At 73.9% G+C, this 17194-nt stretch carries 17 protein-coding genes; 6 read left to right on the top strand and 11 right to left on the bottom strand.

All coding sequences use genetic code 11. The features are described from left to right. The first annotated feature begins 133 nt into the window (after positions 1-133). Positions 134-1153: a Gfo/Idh/MocA family oxidoreductase gene (locus AB6L24_RS36685; protein WP_405662775.1), complete on the top strand. Its 1020-nt coding sequence runs from the start codon at positions 134-136 to the stop codon at positions 1151-1153. 96 nt (positions 1154-1249) lie between these two features. Here AB6L24_RS36685 and AB6L24_RS36680 read toward each other — a convergent pair whose 3' ends face one another. The 6 genes from AB6L24_RS36680 to AB6L24_RS36655 all read right to left on the bottom strand — a co-directional run bounded on the left by AB6L24_RS36680 (position 1250) and on the right by AB6L24_RS36655 (position 7811). Beyond that, a complete protein-coding gene (locus AB6L24_RS36680) occupies positions 1250-1732 on the bottom strand; it encodes a PaaI family thioesterase (RefSeq protein WP_405662772.1) in 483 nt (160 codons plus the stop codon). A 10-nt stretch (positions 1733-1742) separates the two neighbouring features. Next, entirely contained in the window at positions 1743-2927 is a 1185-nt protein-coding gene (locus tag AB6L24_RS36675) for a cytochrome P450 (protein WP_405662769.1), read from the bottom strand. Between the two features lie 64 nt (positions 2928-2991). Continuing rightward, positions 2992-3660: a response regulator gene (locus tag AB6L24_RS36670; RefSeq protein ID WP_405662767.1), complete on the bottom strand. Its 669-nt coding sequence runs from the start codon at positions 3658-3660 to the stop codon at positions 2992-2994. Between the two features lie 50 nt (positions 3661-3710). After that, positions 3711-5144, bottom strand: a complete 1434-nt coding sequence (locus AB6L24_RS36665) for a hypothetical protein (RefSeq protein ID WP_405662764.1) — start codon at positions 5142-5144, stop codon at positions 3711-3713. Then, complete coding sequence (locus AB6L24_RS36660; RefSeq protein ID WP_405662762.1) at positions 5141-6376, bottom strand: hypothetical protein; 1236 nt, start codon at positions 6374-6376, stop codon at positions 5141-5143. Before AB6L24_RS36660 ends, AB6L24_RS36665 begins: the two co-directional genes overlap by 4 nt. A 160-nt stretch (positions 6377-6536) precedes the next feature. After that, positions 6537-7811: a sensor histidine kinase gene (locus tag AB6L24_RS36655; RefSeq protein WP_405662759.1), complete on the bottom strand. Its 1275-nt coding sequence runs from the start codon at positions 7809-7811 to the stop codon at positions 6537-6539. Positions 7812-7990: 179 nt separating this feature from the next. Here AB6L24_RS36655 and AB6L24_RS36650 point away from each other — a divergent pair, with 179 nt between their 5' ends. Next, complete coding sequence (locus tag AB6L24_RS36650; protein ID WP_030361883.1) at positions 7991-8197, top strand: hypothetical protein; 207 nt, start codon at positions 7991-7993, stop codon at positions 8195-8197. Between the two features lie 51 nt (positions 8198-8248). On the opposite strand, the gene AB6L24_RS36645 is transcribed toward AB6L24_RS36650, so the two are convergent. Continuing rightward, positions 8249-8674, bottom strand: a complete 426-nt coding sequence (locus AB6L24_RS36645; protein WP_405662757.1) for a ribonuclease domain-containing protein — start codon at positions 8672-8674, stop codon at positions 8249-8251. Positions 8675-8947: 273 nt separating this feature from the next. On the opposite strand from AB6L24_RS36645, the gene AB6L24_RS36640 reads away from it, so the two are divergent. Then, a complete protein-coding gene (locus AB6L24_RS36640) occupies positions 8948-9688 on the top strand; it encodes an SDR family oxidoreductase (protein WP_405662755.1) in 741 nt (246 codons plus the stop codon). 209 nt (positions 9689-9897) lie between these two features. Here AB6L24_RS36640 and alc read toward each other — a convergent pair whose 3' ends face one another. Together alc and allB are read right to left on the bottom strand one after the other, a co-directional pair. Continuing rightward, positions 9898-11019, bottom strand: a complete 1122-nt coding sequence (gene alc / locus AB6L24_RS36635; protein WP_405662753.1) for an allantoicase — start codon at positions 11017-11019, stop codon at positions 9898-9900. Between the two features lie 5 nt (positions 11020-11024). Further along, positions 11025-12362, bottom strand: a complete 1338-nt coding sequence (allB, locus tag AB6L24_RS36630) for an allantoinase AllB (RefSeq protein WP_405662751.1) — start codon at positions 12360-12362, stop codon at positions 11025-11027. Positions 12363-12717: 355 nt separating this feature from the next. On the opposite strand from allB, the gene AB6L24_RS36625 reads away from it, so the two are divergent. Beyond that, positions 12718-13518: an IclR family transcriptional regulator gene (locus AB6L24_RS36625; RefSeq protein WP_380856163.1), complete on the top strand. Its 801-nt coding sequence runs from the start codon at positions 12718-12720 to the stop codon at positions 13516-13518. A gap of 255 nt (positions 13519-13773) precedes the next feature. Here the strand turns inward: AB6L24_RS36625 and AB6L24_RS36620 are convergent, their stop codons facing one another. After that, positions 13774-14265 carry a universal stress protein gene (locus AB6L24_RS36620; RefSeq protein ID WP_405662749.1) on the bottom strand — a complete coding sequence of 164 codons (492 nt, stop codon included), beginning with the start codon at positions 14263-14265 and terminating at the stop codon, positions 13774-13776. 128 nt (positions 14266-14393) lie between these two features. On the opposite strand from AB6L24_RS36620, the gene AB6L24_RS36615 reads away from it, so the two are divergent. After that, a complete protein-coding gene (locus AB6L24_RS36615; RefSeq protein WP_405662746.1) occupies positions 14394-15863 on the top strand; it encodes a PLP-dependent aminotransferase family protein in 1470 nt (489 codons plus the stop codon). Between the two features lie 62 nt (positions 15864-15925). On the opposite strand, the gene AB6L24_RS36610 is transcribed toward AB6L24_RS36615, so the two are convergent. Then, positions 15926-16243 (bottom strand): DUF5955 family protein, encoded by a 318-nt coding sequence (locus tag AB6L24_RS36610; RefSeq protein WP_405662744.1) that lies wholly within the window; start codon positions 16241-16243, stop codon positions 15926-15928. 186 nt (positions 16244-16429) lie between these two features. Here AB6L24_RS36610 and AB6L24_RS36605 point away from each other — a divergent pair, with 186 nt between their 5' ends. Beyond that, complete coding sequence (locus AB6L24_RS36605) at positions 16430-17053, top strand: NTP transferase domain-containing protein (protein WP_405662742.1); 624 nt, start codon at positions 16430-16432, stop codon at positions 17051-17053. Positions 17054-17194 lie beyond the last annotated feature (141 nt).

Below are 17194 nucleotides of genomic sequence, written 5' to 3'. Positions count from 1 at the left end.
TTGGCGGCTTTGGCCGCGCCTTGATCGGTCACGGGGTGAGCGTAGTCCTGGGAGATGATGACGGGAAGTTCGGAAGTTCTGTTGTCAGGACAAACCATTGACAGGAGCGCGGGTGCCTGGCGAAGGTGTGCCCATGCGCATCGGACTGATCGGAACGGGACGTATCGGAACTTTCCACTCGGCGGCCCTGGTCGGCCATCCGGGGGTGGACTCGCTCGTCGTGGCGGACGTGGACACCGCACGGGCGGCGGACCTCGCGGCCCGGGTGGGCGCGGAGACGGCGCCCTCGGTGGACGCGCTCTTCGCGGCGGGGACGGCGGGCTCCGGGGTGGACGCCCTGGTCGTCACGGCGGCGACCTCGGCGCACGCGGAGCTGATCGGCAGGGCGGCGCGGGCCGGTCTGCCGGTGTTCTGCGAGAAGCCGATCGCCCTGGACCTGCCCGGCACCCTCGCCGCGCTCGTGGAGGTCGAGGCGGCGGGCACGGTGCTCCAGCTCGGCTTCCAGCGGCGCTTCGACGCCGGGTACGCGGCGGCCCGCGAGGCCGTGCGGGCCGGGCGCCTCGGCCGGCTGCACACGGTGCGGGCCATGACGTCGGACCCGGCGCCGCCGCCCGCCGCGTATCTGCCGCTCTCCGGCGGTCTGTACCGCGACTGCCTGGTGCACGACTTCGACATCCTGCGCTGGGTGACGGGCCGTGAGGTGGTGGAGGTGTACGCCGTCGGGTCCGACGCCGGACCCGCGATGTTCCGCGAGGCGGGCGACGTCGACACGGCCGCGGTGCTGCTCACCCTCGACGACGGCACCCTGGCCACGGCGACGGCGACGCGCTGCAACGGCGCGGGCTACGACGTCCGCATGGAACTCGCGGGCGAGGACGACCAGGTGACGGTCGGCGTCAACGACCGCACCCCGCTGACCTCGGCGGAGCCGGACGGCCCCGCCGCGCCGGACAAGCCGTGGCCCGGCTTCCTCGAGCGCTTCGCGCCCGCGTACGAGGCGGAGCTGGCCGCGTTCGTGGAGGTCGTGCGCGGTGAGCGGACGAACCCCTGCGACGGCCACGAGGCGCTGCACGCGCTGCGGATCGCGGAGGCGTGCGAGCGGTCGCGGGCCGAGCGGCGGCCGGTGCGGCTCACGGAGATCGACGGGGACTAGGGCCTGTCCGGTGCGACGGTGGGCCGGGCCACCGGACAGGCCCTGAGGCCGCGGGCCCCGGCGACGCCCGACGGCGGGCGCGGCTCAGCCAGGCGCTCAGGCCGACGTGGCGCGGACCGTGCCCTGGGCCAGCGCGCACAGCGACTCGGTGCCGTCGTCGGCTACGGCGAACAGGTCGCAGCGGACGACGGCCTGACGGCGGGTCGCCTCCGCCACCGTCGCGCGCGCCACCAGGCGGGCGCCGGTCGCGGGGCGTACGTACTGGATGGTGAAGCCGGACGTCAGGACCGCGGCGCCGAGCACGGTCCCGGCCGCGAACGTGATGCCGTTGTCGGCGGCGTACGCGAGGACGCCGCCGTGCACGAAGCCGTTCTGCTGGCGGAGTTCGTCGCGTACGGGGATCTCCAGCGTGGCCGCGCCGTCCCCGAACGCGGTGACCTCGGCGCCCACGAGGCGGCTGAAGGGCTGGGCGTCCAGGGTCTTGCGGGCCAGGGGGAGGTCGAGGGCGCCGGGGAGGTCGGGGGCGCCGGTGGAGTCGACGTCCCGCGCAGCGCCGTGCTCTTGGTCGTGTTCCGTCATGAGGTGACTTCTACCACCGGACGCCCAGATGGTGCCTGCTCCGCATGAGCATTCCCGGCTTCCACTCCCCCGGTGTGCCGTCCAGGGCGAGGTCCGGGCAGCGCTCCAGGAGCGAGCGGAGGGCGATCTTCCCCTCGATGCGGGCGAGCGGGGCGCCCAGGCAGAAGTGGATGCCGTGGCCGAAGGCCACGTGGCCCTGCGCGGCGCGGTGGATGTCGAAGTCGTCGGGGGCGGGGAAGCGGTCCGGGTCGCGGTCGGCCCCGGCGAGGGAGACGATGACGGCCGCGCCCGCCGGGATCACCGTGCCACCGATGTCGACGGGCTCGGCGGTGAAGCGGTACGTCGCGTTCGCCACCGGTCCCTCGTGGCGCAGGGTCTCCTCGACGGCGCCGTCCAGGAGGCTCATGTCGGCGCGCAGCTCGGCCAGCTGACCGGGGTGGGTGAGCAGCGCGTGCACGGCGTTGGCGATGAGGCTGACCGTCGTCTCGTGGCCCGCGACGAGCAGCAGGAAGGCCATCGCGCGCAGCTCACCCGCCGAGAGCCGGTCGCCGTCCTCCGCCGTCGTGCGGATCAGCGCGCCGAGCAGATCCTCATCCGCGGAGGCACGCTTCGCCTCGATCAACCCGTCGAGATAGGCGGCCATTTCCGCCAGGGCGCTGTCGCGCACCTCCACGGTCGGCGGGGCGACGCTGTCGTTCGACATCCTGCGGAACGCCGCGCGGTCCATGTCGGGAACGCCGAGGAGTTCGCAGATGACGGTGATGGGCAGGGGGAAGGCGAAGGCCTCGATCAGGTCGGCGCGGTCGCCCGCGGCGAGCATCGCGTCGAGGAGGCCGTCGGTGATCTCGTGGATGCGGGGGCGCAGGGCCTCGACACGGCGGGCGGTGAACTCGCGGGCGATGAGCTTGCGCAACCGCGTGTGCTGGGGCGGGTCCGCCATCAGCAGGTTGGTGCCGAGCGCTTCCTCCTCGGGGAGCTGAACGCCCGCGACGGCCGAGGACTTGGCGAGGCGGGGGTCGGCGAAGGCCGCCCTCGCCTCCTCGTACCCCACGATCAGATAGCAGTCCGCGCCGTCGTCCCGATGCGGGATGCGGACGCGGTGGACCGGCCCGCGGGCGCGGAGGTCGGCGTAGACGCTGTAGGGGTCGGTGGTGAATCGGGCGCCGTACGCCGCGAGGTCGACACGCTCCGCCATGCAGGCCCCCTTCGGTCTCCGTACCCCCTCAACGCGCGGGCGGACGGTCCGAGTTCCCCCCGGCTCACTCCTCGTTGAGCAGCCCCGCGTCATGGACGAGCAGCGCGATCTGCACCCGGTTGTTGAGGTCGAGCTTGGTCAGGACGCGGGAGACGTGGGCCTTCACCGTGGCCACGCTCAGGTACAGCTCGCCGGCGATGTCCGCGTTGGACGCCCCCTTGCCGACGGCGACGGCGACCTCACGCTCCCGGTCGCCGAGCACGTCGAGCCGGTCGAGGGCGCGCCGCCGCCGGTCGAGTTCGGGCCCGCCCCCGGCCACCTGCGAGATCAGCTGCTGCGTCACGCTGGGCGAGAGCACCGGCTCGCCCGCGGCCACCGCGCGTACCGCCGCCACGATCTCGGCGGGCGCGGTGTCCTTGAGGACGAAGCCGGCGGCACCGGCCCGCAGCGCCCGCAGGACCTGCTCGTCGGCGTGGAAGGTGGTGAGCACGACGACCTCGGGGGCGTCGGGCCGCTTGCGCAGGGCCTCGGTGGCGGCGAGCCCGTCCATCGTCGGCATCCGGATGTCCATCAGGACGACGTCGGGCCTGACCTCCGCGACGAGGGCCGCGACCTCGCTGCCGTCGCCCGCCTCCCCCACGATCTCGATGTCGTCGGCGCCGCCGAGCATGAAGGAAAGACCGGCGCGGACCAGCGGGTCGTCGTCGACGAGCAGCAGCCTGATCGGTGTCATGCGCCTACCGTAACCAGCCTCGCGGGCCCCCTCGGCACGCCCCGGCCCGCTCACGCCGGGAGCCTCAGGCGCAGCGGCCCGCAGCCGATGCGGTCGGCCTCGGCGGCGACGTAGCGCGGCGTGAGCCTGCGGATGTCCGCGGCCCGGCCGCCGTCGTCCGAACGGATCAGGAAGGTGACGTCGCCGGTCTGGCAGGAGGCCTGGTACAGCGCCATGTCCTCGCGCAGGAAGCCGCGCCCCCGCACCTGGTCCTTGGTGTCGCCCTCAGCCGTGATCCGGCGGCCGCCCTCGAAGGAGAACCCCTCGTAGAGCGCGGCGAGCCGGGAGTTCTCCACCGTCATCAGACGCAGCTTCGGATGCCCGAACAGGACGTCCCGGTCGCAGGTCCGCACGGGGCCGCCGCCGCTGCTCACCATGGGGCGGTCGTAGCGGCTGCTCTCGCGCGAGCCGGGCAGCCTGAGCCCCTTGACGCCGCAGAACGCGTCCGGCTTCTCGTCGAGGAACCGCGCGGGGGCGGCGAGGCGGTCCGTGGGGTCGGGGAGGTCGCTGTCGCAGCCCTGGTCGGCCATGTAGTGGTTGACGAGCTTGACGACGGCGCGGGCGAGCCGGGCGCGTTCGTCGGGGTCGACGGCGTCGCGGTACGTCGTCCAGCCCGCCTCCATGTCGACGACGAGCGGGCCGTCCCGGTCGGGGGTGCGGCCCACGCAGCCCTCCGGTACGGCGAGCCACGCGCGCGTGTCCGACACCATGCCGAGCAGCCCGCCGCCCAGGGGCGTCATCCGCGCGGACAGGTACTCGTCGGCCCACACGTCGCGGTCGCCGCCGAACCGGGTGTCGAGCCGGTGCAGTTGGGCGCGGACGCGGTGACCGCGCGGCGACCGCAGCTCGCACCGCCCCGAAGGTCCGTCCGACGCGATGCGGTCGTACCCGATGTCCATCTGGGAGTACTCGATGTCCCGCTTGCCGTGGAACAGGTCCGCCACGTCGTCCTCGTCGAGCGCGCCCCAGCAGGCCCGCTCCCGCTCGAACGGCCCCGCCTCGGCCTGCCAGGCCACGAGCGTCCCACCGAGCAGCGCCCCCGCGACCGCGGCGGCGACGGCCCGCCGCCGGTGCCCTCGGGTGAGCCGACGCAGACTGCGCCAGTGCCACCAGGGCGGCGGGGCGGCGGCGATGGCGGCGGCGACCACGCCGAGGGGCTTCTCGGCGGGGCCGGGGGGCGTGTCGTCGTCGGGCTCGCCCGCGGACCTGGGACGGGCGTCGCCACCGGATTCCTCCGCCGACCCCGACCGCACGCCGTCGCCGGGCTTCGCCACCGAACCGGAAGGCACAGCATCGCCGGGCTTCACCCCGCTCGCCCCGCCCTCGGCCGACCCCTCACCCACAGCGCCCTCGCCCTTCTCCGCCTGCTCGACCTGCTCGACCTGCTCGACCCGCTCAGCCGTCTCGGCCTTCTCACCCTTCTCACCCTTCTCCACGTCACTCATCGCCCGTTCCCCTCCGCGTCGGTGGTCGGCGCGACGGGTGCGCAGCCGAGGCGTCGTGCCACCGCGTTGGTGAACGTGGCGAAGTAGTCGGATGTGGACCCCGTCGGCGTGCCGAGGAGCAGGAATGCCGTCGGGCGGCCCGCGCAGTCGGCGCGTACGAAGCGACGGTCGGACGTGAAGTCACCGGTGCCGCGCCAGCCCTTGGCGGGTGCCTCGGTGCCGGCCGCGCCGTCGAGGAGTCGCGTGAGCCGGGGCTCGCGCACCATCACGGCGTCGAACAGGGGCTGGTCGCTGCGCTCGCCGAGCCGCAGCGAGCGGCCGATCCGCGCGGAGCAGGACTGCAGGTCCCGGGTGACCGCGCCGACCTGGTACTCCAGGCGCATCGCGGTCTCCTTGGTGAGGTCGGCGCGGACGTCGAGGCCGGGGATGCGGCAGACGGGGCCGCGGGAGAAGGTGTCCGCGCGTTCGGGCAGCTCGGGCAGCGCCGAGGTGACGCGCAGCGGCTCGGCTCCGGCGCAACCGGCGGCCTTCATCCCCTTGTTGGCGGCGGCGACGAGGAGTTCGGCGACGTCCTGGGAACCCCCGAGGTCGGGGACGTCGGGCACCTTGTCGTCGGCGGCCGCCTCCTCGTGGGCGTCGAGGGTGACGGCGGTCGGGCGTCCGTCGCGGGCGTCGCAGCGCTCGGGCAGGACGAGGATGCCGTGGTTGCCGTCGGCGGCGCCGGGCAGGCCGTCCGGCAGGGGCATCGCGCGGTCGGCGAGATAGCCGCCGAGCCAGCTGACGCGTTCGCCCGCGGACTTGGGCGGCGGGCCGTACCGCACGCGGACGGTGGTGCGCTGCCGGTCCTTGTCGCCGTCGCTGAACGTGTGGCTGGAAGCGACCGTGAGCTCGCACGCGCCGCGCGGCGAACCGGGCGTCGGCGCGGTCCCCGTGGACGTACGGCTGCGGCCGTCGTCGCCCTCGAAGCCCTCGTCGCCGAGGACACCGGGCCCGCTGTCCTGCTCCCAGGCGCCCCAGCAGTACTGGTCCCGGCCGTCGAAGGGCCAGGTGTCCGTGGCCCAGGTGCCGAGGCCGCCCGCGAGCAGCGCGACGGCGAGGCCGGTGGCGACGGCGCCGCGTCGTGTCCGGACGAACCGCCGTACCCGTGCGAGCCGTTGGGCGTCCGCGCCGTGCGTCCGGTCCGCCCCGCCGTCACCCGGTATGTCCCCCGGCGCACCGCCGGACGACCCCACTGGACTCTCCCCCGTCACGTTCTCCGCCCTCCGACTCTCCGTGGTGTGGCGGCTGATCGTACAGAAGGTGTGCGGAAGCGAAGTCACCAGGTCGTCAGGTCCACGACAGCCCCGCCATCAGACGGGCAGCAGGGCCGCCACCCCTGCGACAGCCCGGCCGTCAGGCCCAGGGCAGCCAGGCCTCCACCACGAAGCTCCCGCCGGGACCACCGCCGTGGGTGAGCCGGCCGCCCGCGAGCGCGGCGCGTTCGGTGAGGCCGATGAGGCCCTGCCCTGAGCCGGGCACCTGCGGCACCTCGCCGGGGGGCGGCGGATTGCGCACGGACAGGGTGAGGCCCTCGCCGGGCGCGCCCGCGACGACGACGGTGACCTCGGCGCCGGGCGCGTGCTTGCGGGCGTTGGTCAGGCCTTCCTGGGCGATCCGGTACGCGGTGCGGCCGACGGCGGCGGGCACGGTCTCCGGGTCGGGGACGCGCAGGTCGAGGACGACCTTCATGCCGGCTTCCCGGGACTCGGCGACGAGTGTGTCGAGGGCGGCGAGGGTGGGCTGGGGCCGCCCCGAGGCGTCCGCGTCGCCGCCGCGCAGGACGCCGATGACCTGCCGCAGGTCCTGCAGGGCCTCGTGCGCGCTCTCCCGGATGACCCCGGCCGCCCGCGCGACCTCCTCGCGGGGCGCGTCGGGCCGGAACTCCAGGGCGCCCGCGTGCACGCTGAGCAGGGTGAGGCGGTGGGCGAGGACGTCGTGCATCTCGCGGGCGATGGCCTCGCGGGCGAGCTGCTGGGCCTTCTCGGCGCGCAGCGCGGCCTCGTTCTCGGCGCGCCGGGCACGGTCGCGCAGGGCGAGCAGGAGCTGGCGCCGGGAGCGGACGAACATGCCCCAGGCGACGGTGGTCGCGGCGAACAGCGAGGTCAGGATGATGGAGAGGGCGTAGGGCAGGTCCGGGTCGGGCCGCCACCAGTAGAAGGGCAGCATCAGCACCACGGACGTGCCGACGACCCACGCGGAGTACTTCCAGGGCCGGTGCACGGCGAGCGTGAAATAGGCGACGACGGCCGCGCCGCCCGAGGTGTTCGACAGCAGCCCGATGCCGATCATCGCGATCGCGAGCCCCACCGGCCAGCGCCTGCGCAGCCACACGGCGGCGCAGGCGAGCGCGCCCAAGAGGTGGTCGAGCGCGGCCCAGCCCTCGGAGACTGCGGGGTTGTGCTGCACCTCGTCGCTGATGACCAGGCCGAGGAAGACGGCGAACAGGAAGCAGGCGAAGTCGACCATCCAGTCGCGCACGGTCCGCTTGTACCGCCCGGTCCTGCCGGTGGCCCGGTCCGGATCGAGCTCGGCGGCGACCGCCGAGGGCAGGAACCACTGCCTGCGGGCCACGGGCTCCGCCCCGGCCGCGACGTCTGGCGTGCCCACGGGCTCCGTACGACTCTTCACCCGACAAATCTACGCACCGTACGGCGCCGCACCCGGTCCCCGGACGTGATCATCGACGAAAGTCGGAGCGTCCGAGACTTTGGGCGCACGGGCCGGGCGCCGGTGTGCGCCTTGGGACCGGCGAGGCCCCGCCCCGCGGCCGATGTGTGCGCGGGGCCGCGGGACGAGGCTGTTGTGCCATGAAACAACTGCTGGAGTTTCTCGGTGTGATCCTGCTGATCCAGGGCGCGGTGGGCCTGCTGAACGAGCTCACCGGCTGGCTGGGCGGGTGGGGCGCGGTACAGCACCTGGCCTTCGTCGACGGCTACGAGCTGTACCTGAGCATCGCGATGATCGTCCTCGCGTGCGCGCTCTTCGCCGCGGCGGAGAGCCGCAGGTTCGGCTGAACCCGGGCGCGCGCCCCGGCCCGGCCGGGCCCCGCCCCACTCCGCACGTGCTCAGCAGCCGCGGTCGACGAGGTCGAACGAACGGTAGTGGTCGGCGGTGTAGTAGTCCTCCTGCTGGGACTCACCGGTGACGATGCGGCGCGCGCCCCGGTTCGGGGAGCCCGGCGTCTTGACGGTGTACTCGTGGTAGTAGCCGTTGTTCTGCTGGGGCAGGATGCCTTCCCTGTTCTGGAAGACGGTGCCGTCCTGCGGGTACGGGAACGGGCCGCCCCGCCCGATCAGTTCGAGCGTGTCGTGCGCCTGGGACGGCAGGTCGGAGTAGCAGATCTCGCCTACGGCGGCGGCCGGGAACCCGGCGGGCGCGACGGCGGCGACCGTGCGGGGGGCCGCGGTGTCCGCGGTGGCGGTGACGGAGCCGCCGACGAGCAGGGCGGCGGCGAGGGCAGTGACGCTGAGGATCCGTGGGGGGATTCGCATGCCCCCAGGATGACGCGCGTAGAGGTTGATGTGTCAACGTCAAGTACATCGAATTTTCCGGAAGTTAACCACCTCCCCGGGGCCCTCACGTTCACGGCCCCGCCCGCACACCACGTTCACCCCGCGGCCCATCACCCTTCGCACGGGTGACCCCCGGCGCCCCGGCATCCCTGTCCGTTTACCGCCAGCCGTCCCCCGTGCCCGCGGCTTTGATGGAACACGTCGAAGCGGTTGAACCCGCAAGTACTTCTCTCCACATCAAGGGGCATGGACATGTCTTCTCTGAACGGCAAGACGGCTCTGGTCACCGGCGGCAGCCGCGGGATCGGCGCGGCGACGGCCCTGCGGCTCGCCCAGGAGGGCGCCGACGTGGCCCTCACCTACGTCCAGGGCGAGGCCGCCGCCCGTGAGGTCGTCGCCAAGATCGAGTCGATGGGGCGGCGGGGGTTCGCGATCCGGGCCGACGCGGCCGACGCCGGGGACGCCGCGGGCGCCGTCGAGCGGGCCGCGGACGACCTCGGCGGCCTGGACATCCTCGTCAACAACGCCGGCGCCGGGGTGCTCGGGCCCGTCGGGGACCTCGCCCTCGCCGACGTCGACCGGGTGCTCGCCGTGAACGTGCGCGGGGTGTTCCTCGCGTCCCAGGCCGCGGCCGGGCTGATGCGGCGTGGTGGGCGCATCGTGTCCATCGGGTCCTGCATCGTGCAGCACGTGCCCGGGGCCGGGGGGACGTTGTACGCCACCAGCAAGGCCGCTCTCGTCGGGCTCACCAAGGCGCTCGCCCGCGAACTCGGTGAGCGCGGCATCACCGTGAACCTCGTCCACCCCGGGCCCATCGACACCGACATGAACCCCGCGGACGGGCCGCACGCCCCGGCGCAGGCCGCCGGGACGGCGCTCGGCCGCTATGGCTCCGCCGGGGAAGTCGCGTCCGCCGTGGCCTACTTGGCCGGGGAGGAGGCGTCGTACGTGACGGGGGCGGAGTGGGCTGTGGACGGGGGGCATGCGGCGTAGCGCCCTCGCGGGTGCGCCCCAGACCCGCCCCTTCTCCGAAACCGGGGGCTGCCGCCCCCTGGACCCCCGCTGTCGGCGCTCCGCGCCTCGTCCTCAAACGCCGGACGGGCTGAAATCAGCCCCTCCGGCGTTTGAGGAGCGGGGTCTGGGGCGGAGCCCCAGTTACGGGAAGGGGCGGGATTGGGGAGCCCCCGGCAAGGCCCCCGGCCTCAGCCCCCGAGCTCCCGGTGCCGCGCCGCCAACGCGTCCGCCCCGCCCGCCGTGGGCGCCCCGTACAGGCGGAGCCGCGAGATCCCCCCGTCGGGGAAGATGTCGACGCGGGCGTGCGTACCGACGGCCGCCGCGGGCAGCGCGAAGCGGTGGTTGGTGTCGGGCTGGAGCCGCGTACGCGGAAGGACCTCGACCCAGTCCCCGGACTCCCCGTCCCGGACGGACACGGAGGCCCACCCGGCGGAGTTCCCCTTGAGGTAGGCGGTGTCGATCTCGAGGGCGCGGACCTCGGACTGCGCCGCGAGGCGATAGCGGATCCAGTCGTGCCCCTGGTCCCGCCGCCGCCGCGTCTCCCACCCGTCGTCCATCTTCCGCGAACGGCCGGGCTGAATGGTGTTGGTGGCGGGCGAGTAGAACCGGTCGGAGGCGTCCTCGACCTGGCCGCCGTTCTCCAGGGCGACGACGTCGAAGGTGCCGAGGGCGGCGAGCCAGGCGGGATCGGCGACGACTTCGCCGTACACGCGAAGGCGGGCGATGCCCCCGTCGGGGTGCTGGTTGACGCGCAGGTGGGTGAAGCGCTGCGCTGTGTCCACGGCGAAGCCGTTCGCGGCGTGACCGCCGACAGCCGTACGCGGCACCAGGGTTGTCCACTTGACGCCGTCGGCGAGGAGCTCGTCGGGCGTGGGCGAGCCCTCGACGTTGGCGCCCTCGACGGACACGGCCTGCGGATAGTTGCCGCGGAAGTGCGCGGTGTCGACCACGATGCCGTGGATGACGCCGGGCGCGCCGAGCCGGACGAGCGCCCAGTCGTGGTCGTCGGCGGTGGGCCAGGGGTGCTCGGCGGAGGCACCGCGCCGCCGCCGGGTCTCCCAGCCGTCCATGACCTTGCCCTTGTGGCCGAAGTGCTCGGGGTCGAACTCGGCGTCGTTCGGGAGCAGCAGGTTCTCGCGCATGGCGAAGAACTCGTCGTTGGCGGCGATGACACCGGCCCCGAGCCGGCGGTCCGCGAGGTTGGCGTACTGGGTGAAGGGGAAGTCGGCGGTGCGGTAGTCGGCGTAGGGCTCGCCGCCGCCGTAGGGGCTCGCGTCGCCGGTGAAGCGGGGAATCGGTGTCGCCGTCACGGTGATCAGTTCTTCCTTTCCAGAAGTCGGCCCGCCGGCGCGCTGAACTCGCCGTCGGACACGATGCGTTGACCGCGCAGCCAGGTGGACTTCACGACACCGCTGAGGGTCTTGCCCGCGTAGGCGGTGACCCGGTTGCGGTGCTGGAGGCGCGCGGGGTCCACGGTGAAGGTCTCGTCGGGCGCGAGGACCGTGAAGTCGGCGTCGCGGCCGGCCTCGATGGCGCCCTTGCGGTCCAGGCCGACCAGCTCGGCGGTGCGCGTCGACATCCAGCGCACGACGTCCTCAAGGCCGTACCCGCGGGCCCGGGCCGCCGTCCACACGGCGGGCAGGCTCAGCTGGAGGCCGGAGATGCCGCCCCAGGCGGTGGCGAAGTCGGCCGTCTTGAGGTCGGCGGTGGACGGGGAGTGGTCGGTCACGACGCAGTCGATGGTGCCGTCGGCGAGCGCCTGCCACAGCAGGTCCTGGTTGGCGGCCTCGCGGATCGGCGGGCAGCACTTGAACTCGCTGGCCCCGTCGGGGACTTCCTCGGCGGTCAGGGTGAGGTAGTGCGGGCAGGTCTCGACGGTGAGGCGGACGCCCTCGCGCTTGGCGGCGGCGATCAGCGGCAGCGCGTCGGAGGACGACAGGTGCAGGATGTGGATGCGGGCGCCGATGCGCTTGGCGACGGCGATGAGGCCCTCGATCGCGGTGTCCTCGCTGACGCGCGGGCGCGAGTCGAGGAAGTCGGCGTACCGAGGACCGCTCCTGGCGGGGGCCGCGGCCAGCTCGTGCGGGTCCTCGGCGTGCACGATGAGCAGGCCGCCGAACCCGGCGATCTCTCCCATGGACACAGCCAGTTGATCCTGCGTCAGCTCGGGGAACTCATCGACGCCGGAGGGCGAGAGGAAGCACTTGAAGCCGAAGACGCCCGCGTCGTGCAGGGGCCGCAGGTCCTTGACGTTGTCGGGCAGCGCGCCGCCCCAGAAGCCGACGTCGATGTGCGCCTTGGCGGCCGCCACGTCCTTCTTCGTACGGAGGTTCGCGACCGTGGTCGTCGGCGGCAGCGAGTTCAGCGGCATGTCGACGAGGGTGGTGATGCCGCCGGCGGCCGCGGCGCGCGTGGCCGTCCAGAAGCCCTCCCATTCGGTGCGGCCCGGGTCGTTGACGTGGACGTGGGTGTCGACGAGGCCGGGCAGCAGCGCGTCGTCGCCGAAGTCCTCCACGCGGGCGTGCGTCGACACGGCGGCGTCATGTGCGCGCACCGCCACGATCGTGCCGTCCGAGACGACGACGGACGCGGCCCGCGTCCCTTCCGGGGTGATGACGCGCGTCGAGCGCAGCACCAGTTCCTCGCCGGACACCGCGGCCCCTCTCTGTTCGCCTGACCTGTTCGCTTGATCTGTTCGCCTGAGCGCCTGTGCGCCTCCACCGGCCTTCCGGCCAGCGGAATTCAACGTTCTGTTGAAGAAGTCTTCGCCTCGGGCCCTGATCCGTCAAGGGCCTATACGTTTCCACAAAGTGGAATTAGAATTCCGCAGACCAGAACGTAGCTATCTACAACGCGGACCGTCAAGGGAGGTCCCCGCTCGCCTCGAAGACCGGACAAACGCCCACTGACCGGCACTGACGTGACGGCCGCACCGGGGCTGTCCGGGAAAGTGCCCGGTAGGCTGCTGCCTTGCCTGCCCTCCCGTAAGGCCCCGAAAGGAACGCGCCGTGCCGACGTCTAGCGCCAGCACCACCGACGCCGCGAAGTCCCCCGCGAGCGGAGGCGTGCAGTCCCTCGAGCGCGCCTTCGACCTGCTCGAGCGCATGGCGGACGCGGGGGGCGAGGTCGGCCTGAGCGAGCTGTCCGCCAGCAGCGGGCTGCCGCTGCCCACGATCCACCGGCTGATGCGCACGCTCGTCGCCTGCGGCTACGTACGCCAGCAGCCCAACCGGCGCTACGCCCTCGGGCCGCGCCTCATCCGCCTCGGCGAGTCCGCGTCCCGGCTGCTCGGGACCTGGGCCCGGCCCTATCTCGCCCGCCTCGTCGAGGAGACCGGCGAGACCGCGAACATGGCGCTGCTCGACGGGGACGAGATCGTGTACGTCGCGCAGGTGCCGTCCAAGCACTCCATGCGCATGTTCACCGAGGTGGGGCGGCGGGTCCTGCCGCACTCCACCGGGGTCGGCAAGGCGCTGCTCGCGCACACCCCCGCGGAGGAGGTGCGGGCGCTGCTCGCCCGTACGGGCATGCCCGCCGCCACCGAGAAGACCATCACCACGGCCGACGGGTTTCTCGACGCGCTCGAGGAGGTGCGGCGGGCGGGGTACGCCGTCGACGACAACGAGCAGGAGATCGGGGTGCGGTGCCTCGCCGTGTCCGTGCCCGACTCCCCCACGGCGGCGGCCATCTCCATCTCCGGCCCCGCGGGCCGCGTCACCGAGGAAGCCACCGAGAAGATCGTCCCCGTCCTGCAGCAGGTGGCGGCCGAACTCTCCGAGGCCTTGGCCACGTCGACCGCGTCGGCCTGACCTTCGCGGGGCGCCCCAGTCCCACCCCTTCTCCGAAACCGGGGCTCCGCCCCTGGACCCCCGATCGGCGCTCCGCGCCTCGTCCTCAAACGCCGGACGGGCTGGAGACTTCGCCGATGTGAGCCAGAAGGTGCCGGGCTGTCGGTCTGCTGGTGCAGGTTTGGGCGGGTGGGTGGGAGAGAGCCCGTCCGGCGATTGAGGACGAGGCGCGGAGTGCCGATAGCGGGGGTGCGCCCGGCCCACCCGCACCAGAGGTCAGCGTCGACCGAGCCCGGAGGGCCGCAGGGCGCGCCGCAACCCCCGGACCACCATCACCGCACCCCCCGCATGCGCGTCCACATACCTCCGCACCCGCCCCCGCCCCCACCGCCGCCCACCCCGCGCCCCGATCACCAACAGATCCCCCGGCCGGGAGGCCACCCCGCACAGCACCGGCCCGGCGGGCCCCCGCAGGACCCGCCGCTCGACCGCACCCCCGGCCCACACCCCCGCGGGCACCCCGCCGAACACGGAGTCGAAGGCGGCGTCCAACCGCTGCCACGCGGCTCGCTCCCAGTGCCGTGCCCACTCCCGGTCGGGCCACCGCGCGTACAGCGCCTCGCCCTCCGGCGGCTCCCAGGCGAGGACGACGACGAGCCGCCGCCCACCCCACCGGGCCTCGCGCGCGGCGGCCCGCAGTGCCGCGAGGCTGGCCCGCGACCCGTCGGCCCCGCTGACCCCGACGACGACCCGCCCTTCCGTCTCCATGCCTGCCACCTCTTCGCTCTGCACTCCGGAGGGGGCCACAGCCGGGCCACATTGCTCCCGGCACCCCGTCGCCATCGAGTCTGTAGGCTGATTGGCCTGGACAGCAGGGCCAATACGCAGGAGTTGGCATGGCAGACGTACACACAGTGGTCCCTTCCCCGGACCGCCGCCTCGGCGGCACCCAGGTGGCGGCACTGGTGACCGGCACGGCCGGTGAGCGGCCTGGCTACCGGGCTTTGGCCCACACCGTCCGCACCCTCCTGCTCGACGGCCGGGTCCCCCTGCACACCCGGCTGCCCGCGGAACGCGAGCTCGCGTCGGCACTGGGTATCAGCCGGGCCACGGTCACGGCGGCGTACGACCTGCTGCGCGAGAGCGGGTTCGCGGCCAGCCGGCGGGGCGCCGGCACCTGGACGGAGCTGCCGGAGGGGCGGCGCCCGGCGAGCGTGGCCGCGTTCCCGGTGGGGGTGCCGGACGAGGGCGTCCTTGACCTCGCGGTGGCCGCGCCCCCGGCACCGGCGGGGCTCGGCGACGCGGTGGCGGCCGCCGCCGCGCTGCTCCCCGCGCACGCGCCGACCTCGGGCTACCACCCGTACGGGCTGCCGGAGTTGAGGGCGGCGGTGGCGGAGCGGTACACCCGGCGCGGGCTGCCGACGCTGCCCGGCCAGATCCTCGTCACCACGGGCGCCCAGCAGGCGATCTCCCTCGTCCTCGCCCTCCTCGGGCGGCCGGGCGACCGCGTCCTGGTGGAGAACCCCTCGTACCCGAACGCCCTGGACGCGGTCCGCCGCGCGGGGCTGCGCGCGGCGCCCGTGCCGGTGACGGACACGGGCTGGGACACGGCCCTGGTGGAGTCGACGCTGCGGCAGACGGCGCCACGGCTCGCCTATCTCGTACCGGACTTCCAGAACCCGACGGGCGCCCTGATGCCGCGCGAGCAGCGGCTGCGGATCCTGGAGACGGCGCGCGCCACGGGCACCTGGCTGCTGGTCGACGAGACGATCGCCGACATGGCCCTCGATGTGCCGCCGCCCGCGCCGTTCGCCGCGCACGGGGTGGCCGAACAGGTCGTCACCGTGGGCTCGTTGAGCAAGTCGTACTGGGGTGGCCTGCGGATCGGCTGGGTGCGGGCGGGCTCACGGCTGATCACGGAGCTGACCATGGCGCGGATCCCCGCGGACATGGCCACGCCGGTGCTCGACCAGTTGGTGGCGGCGCAGTTGCTGACCGGGCTCGACGAGGTGCTGCGCGAGCGGCGGGCGGCGCTGCGGGAGTCCCGCGCCGCACTCGCCGCCGCGCTCGGCCGCCATCTGCCCGACTGGCGCTGGCAGTTGCCGCCCGGCGGCCTGTCGCTCTGGGTCGACCTGGGCGCGCCCGTCGCCTCGTCCCTCGCGCGGGCGGCGCTCGGGCACGGCGTCCGGATCGAGGGCGGTTCGCGGTTCGGCGCCGACCCGGGCACCCATGAACACCGGCTGCGCGTCCCGTTCACGCTGGCGCCCCACCGGTACGAGGACGCGGCCGTCCGCCTGGCCGCGGCGCTCGGCGGCGAGGCGCGGCCGACGGTCGCGGAGCCGGACCGCGTGGACTGGGTGGCGTGACGCGGCGGGACCCGGCTGGGGGAACGGGGCACCGCCGCGCTCAGCGCGAGAGAGCCACCGCATCACCCCGGCTGCGGCGGCTCCCCGAACAGCTCGACGGCACCCCTGACACCCGTCAGCGCACCGGTCAGCGCACTGACCGAGCCGATCGAACTCGCGACAAGCAGCAGCGAACGCCGCAGCCTACGGGCCTCGGGCGCGCCGGCCGCGGCCATGGCGGCGAGAGCCGCTAATTCGTCCTCCGCTATCGCCCGGTCCGGGAACTCACCCGGATACGCGGCCAGTTCACGGCGCAGCCGGGACACGGCCGCCCGCAGCTCCGTCACCCGCGGATCCTCGAAGTTTCCCCTCACGGCTCTCTGGCCCACGCTCCGCAACACAGCTCTCCCCCTCGCACGTCGTTGTGCGCCTGTACGCGCGCGGGCCCGGGCGGACCCGCCGCGGCGGCCGGACACCGAAGGGGCGCGGGCGCGGGCCGATGAGGCCACAGCGCGACGCAGGCGTCACTTTCGGCCACGCCCCCGGCCGGAACAGGGTCCCCAGAACCCATGCGGTAAGCAAGAGTCATGACCGAATCACTGTCACCTTCCGCCCCCACCGCCCCCGTCGAGGTCGTCGGCCTGCTGTTGGCCGCGGGCGGCGGCCGGCGCCTCGGCGGGTGCCCGAAGGCCCTTCTGGAGCATCGCGGCGAGCTGTTCGTGGAGCGGGCGGCGGGGGCGCTGCGGGACGGCGGCTGCACCCGCGTGCACGTGGTGCTCGGCGCCACCGCCGATGTCGTACGGGAGCGGGCGGACCTGCCCGGGTACGTCCTGGTGGACAACCCGGACTGGCGCGAGGGCATGGGGTCCTCGCTGCGGGCGGGTCTCGCCTCGCTGCGGGAGACCGGGGCGGGGGCGGCGCTGGTGTGCCTGGTGGACCAGCCGGGCATCGGCGCGGCGGCGGTGGCCCGGGTGCGGGGCGCGTACCGCTCGCCGGGGACGCTCGCGGCGGCGACGTACGCGGGCGAGCGCGGCCACCCCGTGCTGTTCGGCGCGGACCACTGGGACGGCATCGCGGCGAGCGCGACGGGCGACCGGGGCGCGCGGGCCTACCTGAAGGAGCACGCCGGGGCGGTCACGGCCGTCGAGTGCGGGGACGTGGCCGAGCCGTCCGACATCGACACGTTCTCCGATCTGGAGCGGCTGGAGTGAGCTCGCCGTCCGGCTTGGAGAGCACGGCCCGAGCTGGTCAACTTGGAGTGACGGCCATGGCACTCAGCGCCATGTTCTGTCGACGAAGAGAATCTCGACGTCAACAAACCATTGAACTTCCACCATGAGGAAACTAGTATC

This window comes from Streptomyces sp. RK9 (assembly GCF_045070545.1).
Taxonomy (GTDB): Bacteria; Actinomycetota; Actinomycetes; order Streptomycetales; family Streptomycetaceae; genus Streptomyces; species Streptomyces alboflavus.
The sequence above is the reverse complement of the archived record's forward strand: the minus strand, read 5'-3'. Positions and strand labels throughout refer to the sequence as shown.

What these genes read in the sequence shown, in the direction of transcription:
- AB6L24_RS36640 (WP_405662755.1), top strand. Translation starts at nt 8,948, where the DNA reads ATGTCTTCTCTGAACGGCAAGACGGCTCTGGTCACCGGCGGCAGCCGC.
- AB6L24_RS36680 (WP_405662772.1), bottom strand. Translation starts at nt 1,732, where the DNA reads ATGACGGAACACGACCAAGAGCACGGCGCTGCGCGGGACGTCGACTCC.
- AB6L24_RS36670 (WP_405662767.1), bottom strand. Translation starts at nt 3,660, where the DNA reads ATGACACCGATCAGGCTGCTGCTCGTCGACGACGACCCGCTGGTCCGC.
- AB6L24_RS36685 (WP_405662775.1), top strand. Translation starts at nt 134, where the DNA reads ATGCGCATCGGACTGATCGGAACGGGACGTATCGGAACTTTCCACTCG.
- AB6L24_RS36665 (WP_405662764.1), bottom strand. Translation starts at nt 5,144, where the DNA reads ATGAGTGACGTGGAGAAGGGTGAGAAGGGTGAGAAGGCCGAGACGGCT.
- AB6L24_RS36620 (WP_405662749.1), bottom strand. Translation starts at nt 14,265, where the DNA reads ATGGAGACGGAAGGGCGGGTCGTCGTCGGGGTCAGCGGGGCCGACGGG.
- AB6L24_RS36605 (WP_405662742.1), top strand. Translation starts at nt 16,430, where the DNA reads ATGACCGAATCACTGTCACCTTCCGCCCCCACCGCCCCCGTCGAGGTC.
- AB6L24_RS36650 (WP_030361883.1), top strand. Translation starts at nt 7,991, where the DNA reads ATGAAACAACTGCTGGAGTTTCTCGGTGTGATCCTGCTGATCCAGGGC.
- AB6L24_RS36675 (WP_405662769.1), bottom strand. Translation starts at nt 2,927, where the DNA reads ATGGCGGAGCGTGTCGACCTCGCGGCGTACGGCGCCCGATTCACCACC.
- AB6L24_RS36645 (WP_405662757.1), bottom strand. Translation starts at nt 8,674, where the DNA reads ATGCGAATCCCCCCACGGATCCTCAGCGTCACTGCCCTCGCCGCCGCC.
- AB6L24_RS36615 (WP_405662746.1), top strand. Translation starts at nt 14,394, where the DNA reads ATGGCAGACGTACACACAGTGGTCCCTTCCCCGGACCGCCGCCTCGGC.